Raw genomic sequence first — 21799 nt, forward strand, 5'->3', positions numbered from 1 at the left:
GACGCTACAGACGCAGGATGCCGACATGTCGATTCACAGCCGCTCTTCACTCTTTTTCGCCTTTTTACTGGGCGCTTTGCTGCTGGCTGCCGGGGGGTTTGGTTATTGGAAGTCGACCCTTAACCGACTCCCCGAAGGGTTGTATGTCGGTAATGGTCGACTTGAAGCCACTGAAGTACAGATCGCCAGCAAAACACCCGGCCGGCTGGCCGAAGTCCTGGTCGATGAAGGCGACAAGGTGACCAAGGGTCAACTGCTGGCACGCATGGACACCCGGACCCTCGAAGCCCAGCGCAGGCAGGCTGAAGCCGAAGTGATACGCGCCCGGGAGAACCTCAATGCCGCCCAGGCTAATGTGCAACTGCGCCAGAGCGAGCAACGGCTTGCGCAGCAAGAGCTCAACCGCTCCCAGGAATTGTTCAAACGCGGTTTCGCCAGCGGCCAGATCATCGACCAACAGCAATCGCGCTTCGACACCGGCAACGCGGCCGTCGCCGCAGCCCGCGCTCAGGTGTCCGCTGTCGGCGCAGCCATTGGCGCGGCACAGGCACAAGTCGCTCAGTTGACCAGCGAAATTGACGACAGCAGCCTGCGGGCGCCCATTGACGGGGTGATTCAGCTGCGTATGGCCGAACCCGGTGAAGTCCTCGGTGCCGGCGGGCGGGTATTGCTGCTGATCGATCCGAATGACCAGTACATGAACCTCTATCTCGCCGCATCCGTCGTCGGACGCCTGGCGGTCGGTGATGAAGCGCGGGTCCTGCTGGACGCCCTGCCCGGCCAGCCGTTGCCGGCGAAAATCAGCTTCGTGGCGGCCAAGTCGCAGTTCACACCCAAAGAAGTCGAGACCCGCGACGAACGTCAGAAACTGGTGTTTCGGGTCAAGCTACGCCTGACCCAACCCAGCAGCGTGCCCCTAGCCAAACCGGGGATGCCCGGTAACGGCTACGTGCGCACGGCGCCCATTGCCTGGCCGGCCAATCTTCAATGACCGCCCTGGCGCTGCATGCCGCCGGCCTTCAGCACCGTTACGGCCAACAGCAAGTGCTAACCGACATCACGTTCAGCCTGCCCGCCGGTACCCGATGCGGCTTGATCGGTCCGGATGGCGCCGGAAAATCCAGTCTGTTGGGTTTGATCGCTGGCGTGAAGACGTTACAAGACGGCCAACTGGACGTGCTCAGTGGCTCGATCCAGGATCGACGGCACCGTAACAGCCTCTATTCGCGAATCGCGTTCATGCCTCAAGGCCTGGGCGGCAACCTGTATCCCGAACTGTCGATCAGCGAGAACATTCACTTCTTCGCCACCTTGTTCGGGCTGTCCGGAACCGAATGTGATCAGCGCATGCAAAGTCTGTTGCTGGCCACCGACCTGCTGCGGTTCGCCGAGCGCCCGGCGGGCAAGTTGTCGGGCGGAATGAAACAGAAGCTCGGCCTGTGCTGTGCGCTTATTCATGAGCCCGACCTGCTAATCCTCGACGAGCCGACCACCGGGGTCGATCCCTTGTCCCGGCGGCGCTTCTGGGAGTTGATTGATGACGTTCGGCGCCAGCGCCCGCAACTGACGCTGCTGGTCGCCACCGCGTACATGGAAGAGGCCGAGCAATTCGAACACTGCCTGATGCTCGATGGCGGCAAACTGATCGCCGCCGGTTTGAGCCGCGACCTCGGGGCGGTGACTCCCAGCGGCAAGCTCGATGAGGCCTTTACCCACTTTCAGGGCGACACCGGCCGTGACAACCAGCCGCTGGTGATCCCTGCCCGAACCAACGCCACCGCCGACATCGCCATCCAGGCCCATGACCTGACCCTGCGCTTCGGCGACTTCACGGCGGTGGACAAGGTCAGCTTCGCCATCGGCCGCGGCGAGATCTTCGGGTTTCTGGGCTCCAATGGCTGCGGCAAAACCACCACCATGAAAGTGCTCACCGGGCTGATCCCGGCCAGCGAAGGCAGCGCCACGCTGCTGGGCAATCCGGTGAATGCCAAGGATCTGGCGACCCGCAAACGCGTCGGCTTCATGTCCCAGAGCTTCTCGCTCTATGGCGAACTCAGCGTGCGGCAGAATCTGGATTTGCACGCCCGGTTGTTCGATTTGCCCAAGGCCGAGAGCGCGCAACGCATCGACGAGCTGATCCAGCGCTTCAATCTGGGCAGCGTCGCTCATCAACCGTCTGGAGCACTGCCCCTTGGCCTGCGCCAACGGTTATCCCTGGCGGTGGCGGTGCTGCATCGCCCGGAAGTGCTGATCCTCGATGAACCGACGTCCGGCGTCGATCCGGCTGCCCGGGATGATTTCTGGCGGTTGCTGATCGAACTGTCTCGTGAACAGGGCGTGACGATTTTCCTGTCCACGCACTTCATGAATGAAGCCCAGCGCTGCGACCGCATCTCGCTGATGCACGCCGGCAAGGTACTGGCCTGCGACACCCCGGCAGCCTTGCAACAGCAGTTCAATGGCCAGACACTGGAGGCGGCGTTCGTCACTTGCCTGGAACAGGCCCAAGGCCCGATCGCAACGTCGACGCCGCCAACGCCCGTCGACACGACGCCCGTACCAGCCACACCGATGCAAGATAGCCGCTTCAGCTTTGGACGGTTACGGGCGCTGGCGAGTCGTGAAGGCAAGGAATTGCTGCGCGATAAAGTGCGCATGGCTTTTGCACTGCTCGGGGCAATGTTCATGATGGTCATCTTCGGCTACGGCATTTCCCTGGACGTGGAAAAACTCGCCTTCGCGGTTTACGACCAGGACCAGACCCCACAAAGCCGGGCGTACCTGGAGGCTTTCCGCAGCTCCCGTTATTTCGACGAACAACCGCCCATCAGCGACGCGGCGCAATTGCATCGACGATTACAGCGCTCGGAAATCAAACTGGCCCTGGAGATCCCGTCGGGATTTGGCCGAGATCTGTTCGCTGGTCGCCAACCCGCGGTGGCAGCCTGGTTCGATGGCGGCATGCCGTTTCGCGCCGAAACCAGCCGCAATTACGTGGAAGCGGTACACCAGGCCAACCTGGTGCAATTGGCCGAGCAGTCCAGCCCCGCACTGAACCGGCAAACGGCAGCCAAACTGGAAACCCGCTTCCGTTACAACCAGGATGTCGTCAGCGTCAACGCCATCGGTCCCGGAGTGATGGCGCTGATCCTGGCGTTCATTCCGGCCATGCTGACGGCACTGGGCATCGTGCGGGAGAAAGAACTGGGCTCGATCACCAACTTCTACGCCACACCGCTGACACGACTGGAGTTCCTGTTAGGTAAACAAGCGCCGTATCTGGCCATCAGTCTGATCAACCTCGCCGTCCTGACAGCCATGAACCGCTGGCTGTTCGGCGTGCCCTTCAAGGGCAGCGCCCTGACCCTGGCCTTCGGCGGACTGCTCTACGTGCTGGCAACCACCAGCATGGGCCTGTTGATTTCGGCGTTCACCCGAACCCAGATCGCCGCCATTCTCGGCACCATGATCATTACCAGTCTGCCGACCATTCAGTTTTCCGGCTTGATCGTGCCGCGGTCGTCCCTTGATGGCGCGGCTGCTGTCATGGGGATGCTGTTTCCAGCGGGCTATTTCCTCGATATCGCCGTTGGCACATTTACCAAGGCACTGGATATCCGGCAGCTGTGGCCGCAATGCCTCGCACTGTTCGGGTTTTTTCTGGGTTTCACCGGCCTTAGCCTGGCCATGCTGAAAAAGCAGGAGGCCTGATGCACAAGCTTGCGCACATCCTGCGTCTTGGCCTCAAGGAACTCACCAGCCTGCGACACGACAGCGTGTTGCTGCTGTTCCTGTTCTATGCCTTCACCGTCGCGATCTACATGCCGGCTGCGGGCTCGGTGATCGGCGTGCACAACGCCAGCGTGGCCATCGTCGATGAAGATCACAGCCACCTGTCACGACAATTGGCGCAAGCCCTGCAACCGCCGGAATTCCAGCCTCCGGTGGCGCTGCCCTACGAACAACTGGACGAAGTACTCGACAGCGGGCGATTCACGTTCGTCATCAATGTCCCGGCCAATTTCCAGGCGGATCTGTTGGCTGGCCGCCAGCCAGCCGTGCAGGTCAACGTCGACGCCACCGCCATGAGCCAAGCGTTCATGGGCGCGGGGTACATCGGACGGATTTTCCAGCGCGAATTGCTGACCTACAGTGGCCAGGGCGATGCGGCGAGCAAAGCCCCCGTGCTGTTGACGACGAGAGCGCTGTTCAATACCAACCTGGAGGGTGGCTGGTTCCTGGCAGTGATTCAAATCGTCAACAACATAACCATTCTCGCCATCATCCTGACCGGCACAGCGCTACTGCGTGAACGCGAACACGGCACCCTCGACCATTTGCTGGTGCTGCCCCTGACGGCGCTTGAAATCATGCTGGCGAAAATCTGGAGCAACATGCTGGTGGTGGTGCTATGCACCTGGGTCTCGCTGGAGGTGATCGTCAAAGGTGCACTCGGCGTGCCTCTGGCCGGCTCCATGACCCTGTTCTTGCTGGTGACGGCCATTTATCTGTTCGCCAGCACAGCGCTGGGGATATTCCTCGCGACCCTCGCCCGCTCTACACCGCAATTCGGCCTGCTGGCCATTCCGGTGATCATCCCGATGTTGCTGCTCTCCGGGGGCAGTACGCCGCTCGACAGCATGCCGCAATGGCTGCAATGGGTGATGCAAGGCTCGCCCTCGACGCACTTCGTCAGCCTCAGTGCGGCGATACTGTTTCGCGATGCGGGCATCGGTGTGGTATGGCCGGACTTGCTGGCATTAAGCGCCATTGGCCTGCTGTTCTTCATCATTGCGCTGATGCGGTTTCGCAAAAGCCTGGCGTCCTGAATCGCGGCCAAGCCGGCGCCCACAGGGTTCTGCGCAGGTCCTGTGGGAGCGGGCTTGCTCGCGAAGAGGCCGGCCCGGGCAGCGAGAGACTTACTGAATGATGAGGTTGTTGAACAACAAATCCTCAACCACCGGCTTGCCGGTTTCGTCATTCATCACTTGCTGAGTCTGCTTCAAAGCTTCCTGACGCAGCTTTTCCTTGGCTTCAACGTTGCTCATCGCTTCGGTCGTCTGCTGCGCAAACAACGCCACCAGCTGATTGCGGATCAACGGCTCGTTGGCCTTCACCGCTTTTGTCGCCTCGTCACCGGTCACGCGCAAGGCCACATCGGCCTTGTAGACCTTGAGCTTCGGCGTACCGTCCAGCCCGTAGTTGCCCACGAACGGCGGGCTCAGGGTGATGTAATTGACCTTCGGAGCTTCACCTTCTTTGGCTTCTTCGGCCATCGCTGCCACGGGCAGAGACAGGGCCAGCAACAACATGATCCACGCTTTCACAATTCGCTCCTTATCCGGTTTGCGGCCTAGCATAACGACCCGCCGCTCAAGCACAAGCTTATGGCTGGCTATCAGGGTCGGGCATGCTCGTTGACCCATCGACTCACACACCTACACTTATCGGCCATCACTCCCAAAGGAATAGCCCTGATGAAAGCCGTGCTGTGCAAAGCCTTCGGCCCCGCCGAATCGCTGGTGCTGGAAGACGTCGCCAGTCCTGTCGCGAAGAAGAATGAAATCCTGCTGGACGTGCATGCCGCCGGGGTGAATTTCCCGGACACGCTGATCATCGAGGGCAAATACCAGTTCAAGCCGCCCTTCCCGTTTTCCCCGGGTGGCGAAGCGGCCGGAGTGGTCAGTGCGGTGGGTGAGAAGGTCAGCCACCTCAAGGTCGGTGACCGGGTCATGGCCCTGACCGGCTGGGGCAGCTTTGCCGAACAAGTCGCGGTGCCGGGCTACAACGTGCTGCCGATCCCGCCATCGATGGACTTCAACACCGCCGCCGCGTTCAGCATGACCTACGGCACATCGATGCATGCGCTCAAGCAACGGGGCAACCTGCAACCGGGTGAAACCCTGCTGGTGCTCGGCGCTTCCGGCGGTGTCGGCCTGGCCGCCGTGGAAATCGGCAAAGCCATGGGCGCCCGCGTGATCGCCGCTGCCAGCAGCGCCGAAAAACTTGCGGTGGCCAAGGCTGCCGGCGCCGATGAATTGATCAACTACAGCGAAACCAGCCTCAAGGACGAGATCAAACGCCTGACCGACGGCCAGGGTGCCGACGTGATCTACGATCCGGTCGGTGGTGACCTGTTCGACCAGGCCATCCGTGCAATCGCCTGGAACGGCCGGCTACTGGTCGTCGGATTCGCCAGCGGCCGCATTCCGGAACTGCCGGTGAACCTGGCGCTGCTCAAGGGTGCGGCGGTGGTCGGCGTGTTCTGGGGTTCGTTTGCCCAACGCCAGCCGCAGGACAACGCGGCAAACTTCCAGCAATTGTTTGGCTGGTTTGCCGAGGGCAAGTTGAAACCACTGGTGTCGCAGGTGTATCCGCTGAGCAATGCGGCGCAGGCGATCAATGATCTTGGCCAGCGCAAGGCGGTCGGGAAAGTGGTGGTTCAGGTTCGCTGAGCCTGAAAAAAAGCGGTCTGGATTATCCAGGCCGCTTTTTTATTGTCGGAGGCTAAAGCAACTTCCGGATATCTTCCGGCAGCAAGCTCATGTATTTGCGAACCGGGCTGTTCCGGCACTCCCGAACGATTTTCGGCACGCGCTTGTTCAACTTGGCAATCAATGCCAGGCGCTGCTCTTTTTCCAACTGTTCCGTATAAATCACATTCGACAGATAGGCCCGCGTGTAACCAAACAAGGCCGCATCAACCCATGCGTATTCCGGAATGTCGCCCATCGCCTCATTAACATCACGGCATCTCAACCGCTGGAGCCATTGGTTAGCGTGAATGGGCGTATCAAGATCCAGTCTGAAAACCATTGGGGCCGTCACTTCCTGCTCAGCAGGCAAGTCCCCTTCGACTGCCCACGGCTTGAAGCGCCATTGCGTGATTGCCTTCCTGGTCGCCTCTGCCAGATCGGGATGGTCGCTTTGTAAAATGCTAATTTTGTTGACCGAGCCGTCGGCATACACCGTGAATCTGACCCTGACCTCACCCGTCACACCGGCTCGGAATAGTTCTCTAGGGTAAATAGGCTTCGGATTGTTTTCAGGGAGCAAAAACACCTCCCCAGCCCAAACACCCACTGACCCAACCAACAAAAGCAAAAACACCAACCACCGCATAACCCCTCCCCTTCACCACTGAAATGCCAATCCCGGCACCAGCACAAAGGTTAAGACTCGGTGATCAGAAACAGAACGCCGCGACTTCCTGTTCAGTCGCAGGACATTTCCCAAAGCCCCGTCCTACCCCGGACCGAAATGCCTCATCAATGACCACTCGGGACGTTTCCCACAACGCCCTTCACTTATACCTGTGCGACATGTTCATAAAGGAACACGCGATCCCCCACATTTCCGCTGTTTGGTCGATGCGAACCGGTGCTATTTTCGGTAACGAAACTGTAACATTCGCATCCGCAGTCAAAACAAGAAATCTGGAGCTCTTGAATGTTTGCTTTCTTTCGTCCTGCCGCACATCAGGCTCCATTGCCTGAAGAAAAAATAGACGACACCTATAAACGCCTCCGCTGGCAGATCTTCGCCGGGATTTTCATTGGGTATGCGGGTTATTACCTGCTGCGCAAAAACTTCTCCCTGGCCATGCCCTACCTGATCGAAGAGGGCTATACCCGTGGCGAGCTGGGTCTGGCGTTGTCGGCGATTGCCATCGCCTACGGTTTGTCCAAGTTCCTGATGGGCATTGTTTCCGACCGCTCCAACCCGCGCTTCTTCCTGCCATTCGGCCTGCTGGTCTCGGCTGGCGTGATGTTCATTTTCGGATTTGCGCCTTGGGCGACGTCCAGCGTGACCATCATGTTCATCCTGCTGTTTATCAACGGCTGGGCCCAGGGCATGGGTTGGCCGCCAAGTGGGCGGACCATGGTTCACTGGTGGTCGCAAAAGGAACGCGGCGGCGTAGTGTCCCTGTGGAACGTCGCACATAACGTCGGCGGTGGCCTGATCGGCCCGCTGTTCCTGCTGGGCATGGGCTTGTTCAATGACTGGCACGCGGCGTTCTATGTGCCGGCGGCCGTTGCCATGGCGGTGGCGGTGTTTGCCTTCGTCACCATGCGCGACACACCGCAATCGGTTGGCCTGCCGCCGATCGAGAAGTACAAGAACGACTACCCGGAAGGCTATGACGCCAGTCACGAAGAAGAATTCAGCGCCAAGGAAATCTTCGTCAAATACGTGCTGCGCAACAAAATGCTCTGGTACATCGCAATGGCCAACGTCTTTGTCTACCTGCTGCGCTACGGCGTGCTGGACTGGGCACCGACCTACCTCAAAGAAGCCAAAGGCTTCAGCGTGGACAAAACGTCGTGGGCGTATTTCCTCTACGAGTGGGCAGGTATTCCCGGGACACTGTTGTGCGGCTGGATGTCGGACAAGATCTTCCGTGGCAACCGCGGCCTGACCGGCATGGTGTTCATGGCGTTGGTGACCGTGGCGACGCTGGTCTATTGGCTCAACCCGGCCGGCAACCCGACTGTCGACATGATCGCGCTGATCTCGATTGGCTTCCTGATCTACGGTCCGGTGATGCTGATCGGCCTGCAAGCGCTGGAACTGGCACCGAAAAAAGCCGCCGGTACGGCAGCGGGTTTCACGGGTCTGTTCGGGTATCTGGGTGGCTCGGTCGCAGCCAGTGCAGCGATGGGCTACACCGTGGACCACTTTGGCTGGGACGGCGGTTTTGTCCTACTGATCGGCGCGTGCCTGTTGGCGATGGCCTTCCTTGCACCGACGCTGTGGCACAAGCAAGTCGCCAGTCAGAGCCGCGAAGCGATCGCCTGATCGGCTTTTGATTTACAGCGCTTGAGCCGCGCCTCCAGATTCCGGTCTGGCATGGCGTGGCTGCGCAGGGCGTTGGCGGTCTGCTCGACATAATCGCGAGTGGTGCCGTAACGCCCGCAAGCGTTTTCGAACACGTGGCTCAGCACATGATCCGGCAAGTTGCCGGCATAGCTGGGCAAATGCCGCTCCAAGACAAATCCCAATGCCTGAACCTGGCTTCCGTCTTCGAGACGGCAGTTGAGCCAGTGTGGGCGATAGGACGGGAACGGCATTTCGCGCTGCCAAAGCGCATAAAGCGAGGCTTCCAGTTGTTCTTCGGGCAAACGATAAGCGAAGCCGCTGCAAGAACCGCCGCGATCCAGGCCAAAGACCAGACCGGGGACTTCCGGCGTACCGCGATGTTCGTGGGACCACAGGTACAAGCCGCGATGGTAGCCATGCACTCGGCCGCGCACTCGCTCCACCGCCGCGCACTCAGGGCGCCAGATCAGCGAACCATAAGCGAACAGCCAGACCGGCCCGCCCTTGTGACGCGCCATGGTCGACTGCATCGAGCTGAGCAATTGTTCGTGCGTAAGCTGCGGCCCCAGATCGAGCCGCGGAGGGTAAGCCAGATTCAAAAATGAAGATTCAATGGCGCTCATGGCGAATAGCGTTCAGCTCCCCGCGAGTGAAGAATTACTTAATAGAACGCACCGCCGTAACAATAAGGCACATATGTTTTAAGGCAATTTAAGTGCCATGGCACAATTTTTAAATAATTGCCTCGCTGAGATATAACCTACCGGCATTTATATAAATCCATAAATACCGATCGGCTATATGGGAAGTTATAACGCTTAAGACCGTGGCGCGTACGCAAACACATCCGCGCGCATCTGATGAGCATCCATCCCCGCTTCAACCAACGCATCCAGTGTGCCGTAGACCATGGCCGGTGAGCCGCTGGCATACACGTGCAAGGATTTCAGATCAGGGAAATCCTCACACACCGCCTCATGCAGCATCCCGCAACGCCCCTGCCAGCCGCATTGATCGCTGACGACTTTATGCAGAAACAGGTTCGGGAGTTTCAGCCATTCGTCCCAATGTTCGATTTCGTAAAAGTCTTCGGGACGACGCACACCCCAATACAGATGCACCGGATGTTTAAACCCCGCGGCCCGGCAATGTTCGATCAGGCTGTGGATCTGGCCCATGCCGGTGCCTGCGGCGATCAGCACCAGCGGACCGTCCGGCAATTCCGCCAGATGGGTATCGCCGAACGGCATCTCGATCCGCACCATCGGATTGCGCTGCAGTTGTTCGATCAGGTTTTGCGCACTGCTTTCGCGCGCCAGTACATGGATTTCCAGGTCTCGCCCGCCATGCGGGGCCGAGGCCAGGGAGAAGGCGGATTTCTCGCCGTTCTCACGCTCGATCATCAAATACTGGCCAGCGTGATAACGCGGCGGCTTGCCCGCCGGCGCTCGCAGATGCACGCGAAAGGTATCGCCACCCACGTCCCTGCACTCAATGACCTGACACGACAAGCTGCGCACCGGCAATTCTCCCAGCGCGAGCACGCCATCCCACAGCACGATGCAGTCTTCCAGCGGCTCTGCTATGCAAGTGTAGAACTCGCCATGGTCACGCACATCGCCGGCCTGTTCGACCCGCCCTTCCACCAGCAACGCCGCGCACACGTGGCAGTTACCGTTGCGGCAGCTTTGCGGGCATTCATAGCCCAGGCGCCGCGCGCCATCGAGAATCCGCTCGCCGGGCAGAATCTGTAGCACTGCTCCGGAGGGCTGCAAGGTTACACGCATCAATCTATTCCTAACTGATTCCAGATGGCATCGATCCGCTGGGTCACGGCGTCGTCCTTGACGATCACCCGGCCCCACTCGCGAGTGGTTTCGCCCGGCCATTTGTGCGTGGCATCGAGCCCCATCTTCGAGCCCAGGCCGGAGACCGGCGAGGCGAAGTCGAGGTAGTCGATCGGCGTGTTGTCGATCATCACCGTGTCGCGCTTGGGGTCCATGCGCGTGGTAATGGCCCAGATCACGTCGTTCCAGTCCCGCGCATTGATATCGTCGTCAGTGACGATAACGAACTTGGTGTACATGAACTGTCGCAAAAACGACCAGACACCGAGCATTACCCGCTTGGCGTGGCCCGGATACGACTTCTTCATGGTCACGATGGCCATGCGGTACGAGCAACCTTCCGGCGGCAGGTAGAAGTCGGTGATTTCCGGGAACTGCTTCTGCAGGATCGGCACGAACACTTCGTTCAGCGCTACACCGAGAATCGCCGGCTCATCCGGCGGACGGCCGGTGTAGGTGCTGTGGTAGATCGGTTTGATCCGGTGGGTGATGCGCTCGACGGTGAACACCGGGAAGCTGTCGACTTCGTTGTAGTAACCGGTGTGGTCGCCGTATGGGCCTTCGTCGGCCATTTCGCCCGGATGGATCACGCCTTCAAGGATGATTTCCGCAGTGGCCGGTACTTGCAGGTCATTGCCGCGGCATTTCACCAGTTCAGTACGGTTGCCGCGCAGCAGACCGGCGAAGGCGTATTCGGAGAGGCTGTCCGGTACCGGCGTCACGGCGCCGAGGATGGTCGCCGGATCAGCGCCCAACGCCACGGCGACCGGGAACGGCTGGCCGGGATGCTTCTCGCACCATTCGCGATAATCCAGTGCGCCGCCACGGTGGCTCAGCCAGCGCATGATGACTTTGTTGCGGCCAATGACCTGCTGACGGTAGATGCCGAGGTTCTGGCGGTCCTTGTTCGGACCTTTTGTGACGGTCAGGCCCCAAGTGATCAGCGGGCCGACATCGCCCGGCCAGCAGGTCTGCACCGGCAGCATCGCCAGGTCGACGTCGTCGCCTTCGATGACCACTTCCTGGCACACCGCATCCTTGACGACTTTCGGCGCCATCGCAATGATCTTGCGGAAGATCGGCAGCTTGGACCAGGCGTCTTTCAAGCCCTTCGGCGGCTCAGGCTCTTTGAGGAAGGCCAGCAGCTTGCCGATCTCGCGCAGTTCGCTGACCGCCTCGGCGCCCATGCCCATGGCCACCCGCTCGGGGGTGCCGAACAGGTTGCCGAGCACTGGAATGTCGTAGCCGGTCGGGTTCTCGAACAACAGCGCCGGGCCTTTTGCCCGCAGCGTGCGATCACAGACCTCGGTCATCTCCAGCACTGGAGAGACGGGGATCTGGATGCGTTTCAACTCTCCGCGCTGCTCAAGCTGCTGCACGAAATCCCGAAGATCCTTGAATTTCATTGACGATGGCACCCCTAAAATAGGCGTACATCCTACCTGCTCTGCCGTCCGCTGGCAGCTTATCGCTGATTACTTGGCCGCATTTGCGTTGCCATTGCCCAGTGTCGTCCGGGCTTGCAAGCGGTTGAACAGCGGATCAAGCACCGGCGCGATGAAGCGCGCACCGACCTCTGACAGGTGATTGTCGTCGGTATACAGCGAATGGCCGTCGAGCTCGGCGCGGCACAGACCCGCTTGATCACACAACAACGGCGCCGGATCGACCACGGTTACGCCGGGGTTGGCCGCCGCCACTTGCGCAAACAGTTGGCTGATGAACGCCTGACGCTTGAAGTGCTCGGCCACTGCCAACCCGACGTCATCGGTCGGACGGTGCAACATGGCCAGGCGGCTGAGGCGGTACGGCGGACTGAAGGGTTGCAGCGGCGCCTCCTTGATCAGCCAGACGCGGTGCCCGCCATTGCGCAATTGCCGGACGGTCGCCTGTAATCCTTCGGCGAGTCGCTGCTCGGCATGGGTCCGGTCGTAACGACCTTGGGAATCTTTCAGAGCATGCCCGAAATCGCCCTTCGCATCGCCATAGAGATACAGGCTCCAGCGCGCGACCAGCACCACGTCGCCCACCGTTTGTGGTTTCAAGGCCTGCTCGACCCGACGATTGAAACGGACGCACCGTTGATCGTGCTCAAGCCCTTCCACCGGGATGCAGCCCGGGGAACTGGTGAGAATCACGCTGATGCCATGTTTTTGCGCGCCCTCATCGAACACCGGAATCAGGGCGGTGGCGTGACTGTCGCCCCAGACCAGCACCTGTGACGACAGTGCTGGCGCCCCGTAATGACAGAAAAGCTTGTCGTCAGGGGTCTTGTCGTCGGCCAGGCAACGCATCAGTTCCGGTCGCCATTCCTTCGCCTCGGCGTACTGCAACGCTTGATCGGACAGGCGCGACGGCAAGCCATCGGTCCAGCGCAACGATTGGCCGGCCAGGCCCAACACCAGAATGCCGAAACCGGCCGCCACCAGCACCTGCCGACGCCCCGCCAACAGCCGCCGCTCGCGGAACGGCGTCTCGACGAATTTCCACGACAAGTAACCCAGCACCAGGGTGAGCAGAATCAGGCCGGCAATATCAAACGGACCGGGCTCCTCGACACTGGCGTAACTGGCAAAGACAAACACCGGCCAATGCCACAGGTACCAGGAATAGGAAATCAACCCGAGGCCGACCAGCACACGACTGGCCAGCAATTCACCGACCAGGGTCTGCCGGTGGCCGTTGGCCCAGATCAGCGCAACCACACCCAGGGTCGGCAGCAACGCTGCGGCACCGGGAAATGGCGTGCTTCTGTCGTAACCCACGACCGCCAGTAGAATCATCCCGAACCCGACCAGGCTGACCATCTGAGCGCCAGCGGTGGTCAGACGCCATTGGCTTCTGGGCGCAACAGCCAGCATCGCGCCAGCCAACAGCTCCCACGCACGCATCGGCAACAGGAAAAACGCTTTCTCGGGATGATGCGCAACGGCCCAGACACTGAGCCCGAACGACACCAGCAACACCGCGAACAGCGCCAGTCGCCAATGCTTGAGACGGCTCGACAACAGCGTCAGCAACAGCGGGAAGACGATATAGAACTGCTCTTCAACCGCCAGTGACCAGGTATGCAGCAACGGTTTGAGGTCGGAAGCGACATCAAAATAGCCGTCCTGACGCATGAACAGGATGTTGGAAACAAACATCACCTGGTAACGCACCGAGCGCCCCAGCTCTTCATAGTCCTTGGGCGCCAGCAGGAACCAACCCACCGCCAGCACGGCAATGATCATCGCAAACAACGCAGGGAGGATTCGTCGGGCACGGCGGGCCCAGAAATCGACAAAGCTGAAACGCCCGGCCTGACGCTGGTTCCAGATGATCGAGGTGATCAGGTAGCCGGATATGACAAAGAAGATGTCCACGCCGACGAATCCGCCGGTAAACCCTGGAACACCAAAGTGGAACAGCACCACAGCAATCACGGCGATTGCGCGTAAGCCGTCGATGTCCCTTCGATAAGCAAGCGTGCTCATAAACAGTAAGGCCAGTCAGTTGATTGTTTTTACGATCGTTTTTTGTTTTTTAACTGACCGGAGTTAATCACAAACCTCCCATTTTTCGCGCAAAAAAAATGGCGCCCCGAAGGACGCCATTTTTAGCGGATGTAAAACCGCCTTACTTACGCTTCATCGACAAGAAGAACTCGTCGTTGGTCTTGGTCGTTTTCAGCTTGTCGACCAGGAACTCGATGGCAGCGATTTCGTCCATCGGGTGCAGCAGCTTGCGCAGGATCCACATGCGCTGCAACTCGTCGTCGGCCGTCAGCAACTCTTCGCGGCGGGTGCCGGAACGGTTGATGTTGATGGCCGGGAAGACGCGTTTTTCAGCGATACGACGGTCCAGAGGCAGTTCCATGTTGCCGGTGCCTTTGAATTCTTCGTAGATCACTTCGTCCATCTTCGAGCCGGTTTCAACCAGCGCGGTGGCAATGATGGTCAGCGAACCGCCTTCCTCGATGTTCCGCGCGGCGCCGAAGAAACGTTTCGGTTTCTCCAGGGCGTGGGCATCGACACCACCGGTGAGCACTTTGCCGGAGCTCGGGATCACGGTGTTGTAGGCGCGAGCCAGACGGGTGATGGAGTCGAGCAGGATCACCACGTCTTTCTTGTGCTCGACCAGGCGCTTGGCCTTCTCGATCACCATTTCGGCAACCTGCACGTGGCGGGTTGGCGGCTCGTCGAACGTCGAGGCAACCACTTCGCCGCGCACGGTGCGCTGCATTTCGGTTACTTCTTCCGGACGTTCGTCGATCAGCAATACGATCAGATGAACTTCAGGGTTGTTACGCGCGATGTTGGCTGCGATGTTCTGCAGCATGATCGTTTTACCGGCTTTCGGCGGTGCAACGATCAGACCGCGCTGGCCTTTGCCGATCGGGGCGCACAGGTCGATGACACGACCGGTCAAGTCTTCGGTGGAACCGTTGCCGGCTTCCATCTTCATGCGCACAGTCGGGAACAGCGGGGTCAAGTTCTCGAAGAGAATCTTGTTTTTCGCGTTCTCGGGACGATCGTAGTTGATCGTGTCGACCTTGAGCAGCGCGAAATAACGCTCGCCTTCCTTCGGAGGGCGGATCTTGCCAACGATGGTGTCACCGGTGCGCAAGTTGAAGCGACGGATCTGGCTCGGCGAGACGTAAATGTCGTCCGGACCGGCGAGATAGGAAGCGTCAGCGGAGCGCAGGAAGCCGAAGCCGTCCTGGAGAATCTCCAGCACGCCATCACCGGAGATTTCCTCGCCGCTTTTAGCGTGCTTTTTGAGCAGGGAGAAAATCACGTCCTGCTTGCGCGAACGGGCCATATTTTCTATGCCCATCTGTTCGGCCAATTCGAGCAGTTCGGTAATCGGCTTTTGCTTGAGTTCAGTCAGATTCATATAGGAATGACGTAATCATTTATGGAGGGGGGGAAATTAAGCTTTTGGCTTAATGAGGCCGCGCCGCAGAGAAGGCGACAGGATCGCGTACTTATTCGAAAAGGAGTGCGTCGGCGACGGCTAGCAGGGGGCAGTGGAGAAACCAGTGCGGGGCCGAATGTACCACCTGAGTTTCGGAGCGTCTAGCCCTCAATAACGAAAAGGCCCCGCATTATGCGGGGCCTTTTCATGACGCTTTATAACAACGCTTAGATGTTGGCGTCGAGGAAGGCAGCCAGTTGCGACTTCGACAGTGCGCCGACCTTGGTCGCTTCAACGTTGCCGTTCTTGAACAGCATCAGAGTCGGGATACCACGCACGCCATGCTTGGCCGGGGTTTCCTGGTTCTCGTCGATGTTCAGCTTGGCAACGGTCAACTTGCCAGCGTAGGTGCCAGCGATCTCGTCCAAAACCGGGGCGATCATTTTGCAAGGGCCGCACCACTCAGCCCAGTAGTCAACAAGCACAGGGCCAGCAGCCTTCAGTACTTCTTCTTCGAAGTTAGCGTCGGTGACGTGCTTGATAAGATCGCTGCTCATGGATGTCTCCGGGTTGTAAGCAATAAAAAAACGTGGCCCATCATAGCCGCCCTTCCCCCGTTCAGGAAGGTGCAGTTGATTGAGTCTCGCTATGGTGCCGCATGACTTTGGGTATAGCTCAAGTCACGGGGTGGCGGGAGCGACGAAGGCAATTCCGGTGCGCAAGGCGGCATTGCGTACATGCTCCTGCATGGCTTTCTGCGCCGCGCCGGACGAGCGCCGGGCCAGCGCGCGGAGGATTTTGCGATGTTCCTGCCAGGTTTCCATGGCGCGTTCGGCCCGGATGAACGGTAGCTTCTGGCTCTCCAGAAAGATGTCGGCGCTGGCGGTGAGGATGCTCAGCATCGCCTGATTGCCGCTGGCCAGAAGAATGCGTCGGTGAAAATCGAAATCCAGTCGCGCCGCTGCTTCGAAGTCGCCGGCCTTCAATTCATTGCGCATGGCGGCCACGTTGTCCTCCAGCGTATCGAGCTCGTGCGTGCTCAGCGTCACCGCCGCCAAACCGGCGGCAAAACCTTCCAGGGCATAGCGCAACTGGAAAATATCCAACGGCGATGCCTGGGCCGCGAATGGCCAGCTCAGCGCCCCATCGCCCCCCGGCAAATCGACCGGCGACTGCACGAACACGCCCTTGCCCGGCTGGATACTGATCACGCCCAGCGCACTCAACGACGACAGCGCCTCACGCAGCGATGCCCGACTGACCCCCAGTTGCACCGCCAGATCCCGTTGCGAAGGCAAGGCATCGCCCGGCGCGAAACCCTGCTCGGCGATCAGTTTTCGGATGGCTTGCAGCGCCACTTCAGGTACGGCTCGGGAAATCGAATTCATGGTTTTTCAGATGAACCAGGACAATGAGCGGCTAGTTGTAAAGCTATTCGCTGCCCTCGGCAAGTCGTGCCCCATGGGGGTTCGGCACCTTTCACGGGTGCGCCATGAGGGTGCGAAACGCCCCGCCACTGTTCAGACCAGTAAGACCGAACGAGTCAGCAAAACCGTGGCCTGCGCCACCCAAAACCGCTTCTTGGCATGGCCCGTGCTCTGTCGATCCGCAGCATTCATTCCTCGCCGATCCGGAGATTCGCCATGACCCTGCGTTACAGCGCCCTTCTCACTGCCCTGTTTGCCAGCCTGATGCTGAGCCAGGCGCCCGCTCACGCCGACGGCCTGGAGGATGTGGTCAAACGCGGCGTCCTCAAAGTGGCCGTGCCTCAGGACTTTCCACCGTTCGGTTCGGTCGGCCCGGACATGAAACCTCGCGGCCTCGATATCGACACCGCCAAACTGCTGGCCGACCAACTCAAGGTCAAGCTTGAGCTAACGCCGGTCAACAGCACCAACCGCATCCCGTTCCTGACCACCGGCAAGGTCGACCTGGTGATCTCCAGCCTGGGCAAGAACCCCGAGCGCGAGAAAGTCATCGACTTCTCCAGCGCCTATGCGCCGTTCTACCTCGCCGTGTTCGGCCCGCCTGATGCTGACATCAAAGGCCTGGACGACCTCAAGGGCAAAACCGTCAGCGTCACCCGGGGCGCCATCGAAGACATCGAGCTGACCAAAGTCGCTCCAGAGGGCGTGACGATCAAGCGCTTCGAAGACAACAACTCGACCATCGCCGCGTACCTCGCCGGGCAAGTCGACTTGATCGCCAGTGGCAACGTGGTGATGGTGGCCATCAGCGAGAAAAATCCAAAACGCGTGCCTGCGCTGAAAGTGAAGCTCAAGGACTCGCCCGTCTATGTCGGCGTGAACAAGAACGAGCCGGCGCTGCTGGGCAAGGTCAATCAGATCCTCGCCACCGCCAAGACCGACGGCGCGCTGGAAAAGAACTCACAGACCTGGCTCAAAGAGCCGCTGCCGGCCGATCTCTGATCGTCGCCCGGGAGACTTGATATGGCCTATCAGTTCGACTTCCTGCCGGTGGTGCAAAACACTGACCTGCTGCTGCGCGGCGCGTTGTTCACCCTTGAGCTGACCGCCATCGGTGCGGTGCTCGGGGTGGGCCTGGGCATTGTCGGGGCGCTGGTGCGGGCGTGGAACATTCGCCCGTTCTCGGCGATCTTCGCGGTTTACGTCGAGTTGATCCGCAACACACCGTTCCTGGTGCAGCTGTTTTTCATCTTCTTCGGTTTGCCATCACTGGGCGTACAGATTTCCGAATGGCAGGCGGCGGTGCTGGCGATGGTGATCAACCTCGGCGCCTATTCGACCGAGATCATCCGCGCCGGCATCCAGGCGATCCCCCGGGGACAGCTGGAAGCCGCTGCTGCGTTGGCGATGAGCCGATTCGAAGCGTTCCGCCACGTGATCTTGCTGCCGGCACTGGGCAAGGTTTGGCCAGCGCTGAGCAGCCAGATCATCATCGTCATGCTCGGCTCGGCGGTCTGTTCACAGATCGCCACCGAGGAATTGAGCTTTGCCGCCAACTTCATTCAATCGCGCAACTTCCGCGCCTTTGAAACCTATGCCCTGACCACGCTGCTGTACCTGTGCATGGCGCTGCTGATCCGCCAGTTGTTGAACTGGATCGGCCGTCGCTACATTTCGAGGAGCAGCCAATGAGCGATTTCACTTTCTGGGACGTCGTACGCAACCTGCTCACCGGCCTGCAATGGACCCTGGCGTTGTCGATGGTGGCGTTTATCGGCGGCGGACTGATCGGCTTGCTGATCATGGTCATGCGCCTCTCGAAAAAGCCCCTGCCGCGCAACATTGCCCGCACCTACATCGAGTTGTTCCAGGGTACGCCGCTGTTGATGCAGCTGTTTCTGGTGTTTTTCGGCGTGGCGCTGGCCGGCGTGGAGATTTCGCCGTGGATGGCCGCGGCACTGGCCCTGACGCTGTTCACCAGCGCCTATCTGGCGGAGATCTGGCGCGGCTGCGTCGATTCAATTCCCAACGGCCAGTGGGAAGCCTCGTCGAGCCTGGCGCTCAATCCGCTGGAGCAACTGCGTTACGTGATCCTGCCGCAAGCGCTGCGCATCGCCGTGGCGCCAACCGTGGGCTTCTCGGTGCAAGTAGTCAAAGGCACCGCCGTGACCTCAATCATCGGCTTCACCGAACTGACCAAGACCGGCGGCATGCTCGCCAACGCGACCTTCGAACCCTTCATGGTCTATGGCCTCGTGGCCCTCGGTTACTTCCTGCTCTGCTACCCCTTGTCCCTCAGTGCGCGCTATCTGGAAAGGAGACTGCATGCCTCTGCTTAGAATTTCCGCCCTGCATAAATATTACGGCGACCACCATGTGCTCAAAGGCATCGACCTGAGCGTCGAGGAAGGCCAGGTAGTGGCGATCATCGGCCGCAGCGGTTCAGGCAAATCCACCTTGCTGCGCACCCTCAATGGCCTGGAATCGATCAACGACGGCGTAATTGAAGTCGACGGCGAATACCTCGACGCCGCCCGCGCCGACTTGCGCAGCCTGCGGCAAAAAGTCGGGATGGTGTTTCAGCAGTTCAACCTGTTCCCGCACCTGACCGTGGGTGAAAACGTGATGCTCGCACCGCAGGTGGTGCAAAAAGTGCCGAAGGCCAAAGCGGTCGAACTGGCGCGGGAGATGCTGGAACGGGTCGGGCTGGGCGAAAAGTTTGATGCCTTTCCGGATCGGCTGTCGGGCGGACAGCAGCAGCGGGTGGCGATTGCCCGGGCGTTGGCGATGTCACCCAAAGTCTTGTTGTGCGACGAGATCACCTCGGCGCTGGACCCGGAACTGGTCAATGAGGTGCTGAGCGTGGTTCGGCAGCTGGCCAAAGAAGGGATGACGCTGATCATGGTCACCCATGAAATGCGCTTTGCCCGGGAGGTTGGGGATAAGTTGGTGTTCATGCACCATGGCAAGGTGCATGAGGTGGGGGATCCGAAGATTTTGTTTGCGAATCCGCAGACGGCGGAGTTGGCGAATTTCATCGGGACGGTAGAAGCGACAGCCTGAAAGAACCTCAGCGTCTTAAATGCCCTCATCGCTAGCAGGCTAGCTCCCACAGGGGTACGCGTTCCAATGTGGGAGCTAGCCTGCTAGCGATTGACCGCGCAGCGGTCATTGTCTGGAACTGCGCTGGATCAAGGCTTTGAACGCTGCGCGTTGGCGGCAGCGTTTGATCGTGGCACGATGTCGAGGTTATCGACCGAGACCCCATGACCATGCCGCAATCCCAAGCCAAGAATCTGTCCTTGATCGCCGCAATCGACCTGGGCTCCAACAGCTTTCACATGGTCGTGGCCAAGGCCCAGAACGGCGAAATCCGTATTCTCGAACGTCTCGGGGAGAAGGTGCAGCTGGCCGCCGGCATCGACGAAGAGCGCCAGCTCAACGAAGAATCCATGCAGCGCGGGCTCGATTGCCTGAAGCGTTTTGCCCAACTGATCAACGGTATGCCATCCGGCGCCGTACGGATCGTCGGCACCAACGCCTTGCGTGAAGCCCGCAACCGCAATGAATTCATCCGTCGCGCCGAAGAAATCCTCGGTCACCCGGTGGAAGTCATCTCCGGCCGTGAAGAAGCGCGCCTGATCTACCTCGGCGTGTCCCACACCCTCGCCGACACCCCGGGCAAACGCCTGGTGGCCGACATCGGCGGCGGCAGTACCGAATTCATCATCGGCCAGCGCTTCGAACCGCTGCTGCGCGAAAGCCTGCAAATGGGCTGCGTCAGCTACACCCAGCGCTACTTCAAGGACGGCAAGATCACCCCGGCCCGCTACGCCCAGGCGTACACCGCAGCGCGGCTGGAGATCATGAGCATCGAACACGCCCTGCACCGCCTGACCTGGGATGAAGCCATCGGCTCCTCGGGCACCATCCGCGCCATCGGCCTGGCGCTGAAGGCCGGCGGTCATGGCACAGGCGAGGTCAATGCCGAAGGCCTGGCCTGGCTCAAGCGCAAACTGATGAAGCTGGGCGATGTCGAGAAAATCGACTTCGAAGGCATCAAGCCTGACCGCCGCGCAATCTTTCCTGCCGGCCTGGCGATTCTCGAAGCGATCTTCGACGCCCTCGAACTGCAACGCATGGACCACTGCGAAGGCGCCCTGCGCGAAGGTGTGCTCTATGACCTGCTGGGCCGTCATCACCATGAAGACGTCCGTGAACGCACCCTCAGCTCGCTGATGGAGCGTTATCACGTCGATCTGGAACAGGCGGCGCGGGTCGAACGCAAAGCCCTGCATGCCTTTGATCAAGTGGCCAAGGATTGGGACCTGGACGACGGCGTCTGGCGCGAACTGCTCGGCTGGGCCGCCAAGGTCCATGAAGTGGGCCTGGACATCGCCCACTATCAGTACCACAAGCACGGCGCCTACCTGATCGAGCACTCGGACCTCGCCGGGTTCTCCCGCGAAGACCAACTGATGCTCGCGCTACTGGTGCGTGGTCACCGGCGCAATATTCCCAAGGACCGGTTTGCCGATTTTGGCGATGACGGCATCAAGCTGATTCGCCTGTGCGTGCTGCTGCGCTTTGCGATTCTGTTCCATCACATCCGCGGCACCCAGGAAATGCCGCAGGTCGTCTTGCACGCCAAGCGCGACAGCCTCGATGTGCTATTTCCGGAAAACTGGCTGGACGAAAACCAACTGACCCAGGCCGATTTCGCCCTTGAAGCGGAATGGCTGACCCGGGTCAGCTTCACGCTGAACGTGCGCTAAAAACCTGCGCGAACACATTCCCTGTGGCGAG

General features: G+C 59.9%; 19 protein-coding genes. 10 read left to right on the top strand and 9 right to left on the bottom strand.

Translation table 11 applies throughout. From position 1 onward, the window contains the following. The first annotated feature begins 25 nt into the window (after positions 1-25). From DJ564_RS31300 to DJ564_RS31310, 3 genes are read left to right on the top strand one after another with little or no spacing between them, the layout of a single operon-like run. Positions 26-991, top strand: a complete 966-nt coding sequence (locus DJ564_RS31300) for an HlyD family secretion protein (RefSeq protein WP_109635757.1) — start codon at positions 26-28, stop codon at positions 989-991. Further along, positions 988-3711: a ribosome-associated ATPase/putative transporter RbbA gene (gene rbbA / locus DJ564_RS31305; RefSeq protein WP_109635758.1), complete on the top strand. Its 2724-nt coding sequence runs from the start codon at positions 988-990 to the stop codon at positions 3709-3711. Before DJ564_RS31300 ends, rbbA begins: the two co-directional genes overlap by 4 nt. Further along, entirely contained in the window at positions 3711-4829 is a 1119-nt protein-coding gene (locus DJ564_RS31310) for an ABC transporter permease (protein WP_109635760.1), read from the top strand. Before rbbA ends, DJ564_RS31310 begins: the two co-directional genes overlap by 1 nt. Positions 4830-4919: 90 nt before the next feature. On the opposite strand, the gene DJ564_RS31315 is transcribed toward DJ564_RS31310, so the two are convergent. Then, positions 4920-5327 (bottom strand): flagellar basal body-associated protein FliL, encoded by a 408-nt coding sequence (locus tag DJ564_RS31315; RefSeq protein ID WP_109635761.1) that lies wholly within the window; start codon positions 5325-5327, stop codon positions 4920-4922. Between the two features lie 150 nt (positions 5328-5477). Here DJ564_RS31315 and DJ564_RS31320 point away from each other — a divergent pair, with 150 nt between their 5' ends. Further along, positions 5478-6455 (top strand): NADPH:quinone oxidoreductase family protein, encoded by a 978-nt coding sequence (locus DJ564_RS31320; RefSeq protein ID WP_007899393.1) that lies wholly within the window; start codon positions 5478-5480, stop codon positions 6453-6455. 52 nt (positions 6456-6507) lie between these two features. Here DJ564_RS31320 and DJ564_RS31325 read toward each other — a convergent pair whose 3' ends face one another. Beyond that, positions 6508-7122, bottom strand: a complete 615-nt coding sequence (locus DJ564_RS31325) for an energy transducer TonB (RefSeq protein ID WP_109635763.1) — start codon at positions 7120-7122, stop codon at positions 6508-6510. Between the two features lie 327 nt (positions 7123-7449). On the opposite strand from DJ564_RS31325, the gene glpT reads away from it, so the two are divergent. Continuing rightward, a complete protein-coding gene (gene glpT, locus DJ564_RS31330) occupies positions 7450-8799 on the top strand; it encodes a glycerol-3-phosphate transporter (protein WP_109635765.1) in 1350 nt (449 codons plus the stop codon). On the opposite strand, the gene DJ564_RS31335 is transcribed toward glpT, so the two are convergent. From DJ564_RS31335 to DJ564_RS31365, 7 genes are all read right to left on the bottom strand, one after another. Next, entirely contained in the window at positions 8775-9443 is a 669-nt protein-coding gene (locus DJ564_RS31335) for a gamma-glutamylcyclotransferase (RefSeq protein ID WP_109635766.1), read from the bottom strand. The two genes, glpT and DJ564_RS31335, sit on opposite strands and share 25 nt — an antisense overlap. Positions 9444-9638: 195 nt before the next feature. Continuing rightward, a complete protein-coding gene (locus DJ564_RS31340) occupies positions 9639-10607 on the bottom strand; it encodes a CDP-6-deoxy-delta-3,4-glucoseen reductase (RefSeq protein ID WP_109635768.1) in 969 nt (322 codons plus the stop codon). Beyond that, positions 10607-12073, bottom strand: coding sequence for a 4-hydroxy-3-polyprenylbenzoate decarboxylase (ubiD, locus tag DJ564_RS31345; RefSeq protein WP_109635769.1), 1467 nt, complete (start codon positions 12071-12073; stop codon positions 10607-10609). Before ubiD ends, DJ564_RS31340 begins: the two co-directional genes overlap by 1 nt. A 69-nt stretch (positions 12074-12142) precedes the next feature. Beyond that, positions 12143-14143: an acyltransferase family protein gene (locus DJ564_RS31350; RefSeq protein WP_109635771.1), complete on the bottom strand. Its 2001-nt coding sequence runs from the start codon at positions 14141-14143 to the stop codon at positions 12143-12145. Positions 14144-14285: 142 nt separating this feature from the next. Then, positions 14286-15545, bottom strand: coding sequence for a transcription termination factor Rho (gene rho, locus DJ564_RS31355; RefSeq protein WP_007942421.1), 1260 nt, complete (start codon positions 15543-15545; stop codon positions 14286-14288). Between the two features lie 248 nt (positions 15546-15793). Then, a complete protein-coding gene (gene trxA, locus DJ564_RS31360) occupies positions 15794-16123 on the bottom strand; it encodes a thioredoxin TrxA (RefSeq protein ID WP_007899382.1) in 330 nt (109 codons plus the stop codon). A gap of 123 nt (positions 16124-16246) precedes the next feature. Beyond that, positions 16247-16954, bottom strand: coding sequence for a FadR/GntR family transcriptional regulator (locus tag DJ564_RS31365; protein ID WP_109635773.1), 708 nt, complete (start codon positions 16952-16954; stop codon positions 16247-16249). 255 nt (positions 16955-17209) lie between these two features. Here DJ564_RS31365 and DJ564_RS31370 point away from each other — a divergent pair, with 255 nt between their 5' ends. The 5 genes from DJ564_RS31370 (at position 17210) to ppx (ending at position 21768) form a co-directional block, all read left to right on the top strand. Next, positions 17210-17995, top strand: a complete 786-nt coding sequence (locus DJ564_RS31370) for a transporter substrate-binding domain-containing protein (protein WP_109635774.1) — start codon at positions 17210-17212, stop codon at positions 17993-17995. Between the two features lie 21 nt (positions 17996-18016). After that, the gene (locus DJ564_RS31375) at positions 18017-18685 is read left to right on the top strand and encodes an amino acid ABC transporter permease (RefSeq protein ID WP_109635776.1); all 669 of its coding nucleotides are present in this window, start codon (positions 18017-18019) and stop codon (positions 18683-18685) included. After that, positions 18682-19332 carry an amino acid ABC transporter permease gene (locus tag DJ564_RS31380; RefSeq protein ID WP_109635777.1) on the top strand — a complete coding sequence of 217 codons (651 nt, stop codon included), beginning with the start codon at positions 18682-18684 and terminating at the stop codon, positions 19330-19332. Before DJ564_RS31375 ends, DJ564_RS31380 begins: the two co-directional genes overlap by 4 nt. Next, positions 19319-20056 carry an amino acid ABC transporter ATP-binding protein gene (locus DJ564_RS31385; RefSeq protein WP_109635779.1) on the top strand — a complete coding sequence of 246 codons (738 nt, stop codon included), beginning with the start codon at positions 19319-19321 and terminating at the stop codon, positions 20054-20056. The genes DJ564_RS31380 and DJ564_RS31385 overlap by 14 nt, the downstream gene beginning before the upstream one ends. 209 nt (positions 20057-20265) lie before the next feature. Next, positions 20266-21768: an exopolyphosphatase gene (gene ppx, locus DJ564_RS31390; RefSeq protein WP_109636244.1), complete on the top strand. Its 1503-nt coding sequence runs from the start codon at positions 20266-20268 to the stop codon at positions 21766-21768. Positions 21769-21799 lie beyond the last annotated feature (31 nt).

It is taken from the genome of Pseudomonas sp. 31-12 (genome assembly GCF_003151075.1).
Classification (GTDB): Bacteria; Pseudomonadota; Gammaproteobacteria; order Pseudomonadales; family Pseudomonadaceae; genus Aquipseudomonas.

Bases quoted from the DNA above. Each gene is read 5' to 3' on its own strand.
- trxA (WP_007899382.1), bottom strand. From the start codon at position 16,123: ATGAGCAGCGATCTTATCAAGCACGTCACCGACGCTAACTTCGAAGAA.
- rbbA (WP_109635758.1), top strand. From the start codon at position 988: ATGACCGCCCTGGCGCTGCATGCCGCCGGCCTTCAGCACCGTTACGGC.
- DJ564_RS31370 (WP_109635774.1), top strand. From the start codon at position 17,210: ATGACCCTGCGTTACAGCGCCCTTCTCACTGCCCTGTTTGCCAGCCTG.
- ubiD (WP_109635769.1), bottom strand. From the start codon at position 12,073: ATGAAATTCAAGGATCTTCGGGATTTCGTGCAGCAGCTTGAGCAGCGC.
- DJ564_RS31350 (WP_109635771.1), bottom strand. From the start codon at position 14,143: ATGAGCACGCTTGCTTATCGAAGGGACATCGACGGCTTACGCGCAATC.
- DJ564_RS31335 (WP_109635766.1), bottom strand. From the start codon at position 9,443: ATGAGCGCCATTGAATCTTCATTTTTGAATCTGGCTTACCCTCCGCGG.
- DJ564_RS31380 (WP_109635777.1), top strand. From the start codon at position 18,682: ATGAGCGATTTCACTTTCTGGGACGTCGTACGCAACCTGCTCACCGGC.
- DJ564_RS31385 (WP_109635779.1), top strand. From the start codon at position 19,319: ATGCCTCTGCTTAGAATTTCCGCCCTGCATAAATATTACGGCGACCAC.
- DJ564_RS31300 (WP_109635757.1), top strand. From the start codon at position 26: ATGTCGATTCACAGCCGCTCTTCACTCTTTTTCGCCTTTTTACTGGGC.
- DJ564_RS31320 (WP_007899393.1), top strand. From the start codon at position 5,478: ATGAAAGCCGTGCTGTGCAAAGCCTTCGGCCCCGCCGAATCGCTGGTG.
- ppx (WP_109636244.1), top strand. From the start codon at position 20,266: ATGCCGCAATCCCAAGCCAAGAATCTGTCCTTGATCGCCGCAATCGAC.
- DJ564_RS31340 (WP_109635768.1), bottom strand. From the start codon at position 10,607: ATGCGTGTAACCTTGCAGCCCTCCGGAGCAGTGCTACAGATTCTGCCC.
- DJ564_RS31375 (WP_109635776.1), top strand. From the start codon at position 18,017: ATGGCCTATCAGTTCGACTTCCTGCCGGTGGTGCAAAACACTGACCTG.
- DJ564_RS31310 (WP_109635760.1), top strand. From the start codon at position 3,711: ATGCACAAGCTTGCGCACATCCTGCGTCTTGGCCTCAAGGAACTCACC.
- DJ564_RS31365 (WP_109635773.1), bottom strand. From the start codon at position 16,954: ATGAATTCGATTTCCCGAGCCGTACCTGAAGTGGCGCTGCAAGCCATC.
- rho (WP_007942421.1), bottom strand. From the start codon at position 15,545: ATGAATCTGACTGAACTCAAGCAAAAGCCGATTACCGAACTGCTCGAA.
- DJ564_RS31325 (WP_109635763.1), bottom strand. From the start codon at position 7,122: ATGCGGTGGTTGGTGTTTTTGCTTTTGTTGGTTGGGTCAGTGGGTGTT.
- glpT (WP_109635765.1), top strand. From the start codon at position 7,450: ATGTTTGCTTTCTTTCGTCCTGCCGCACATCAGGCTCCATTGCCTGAA.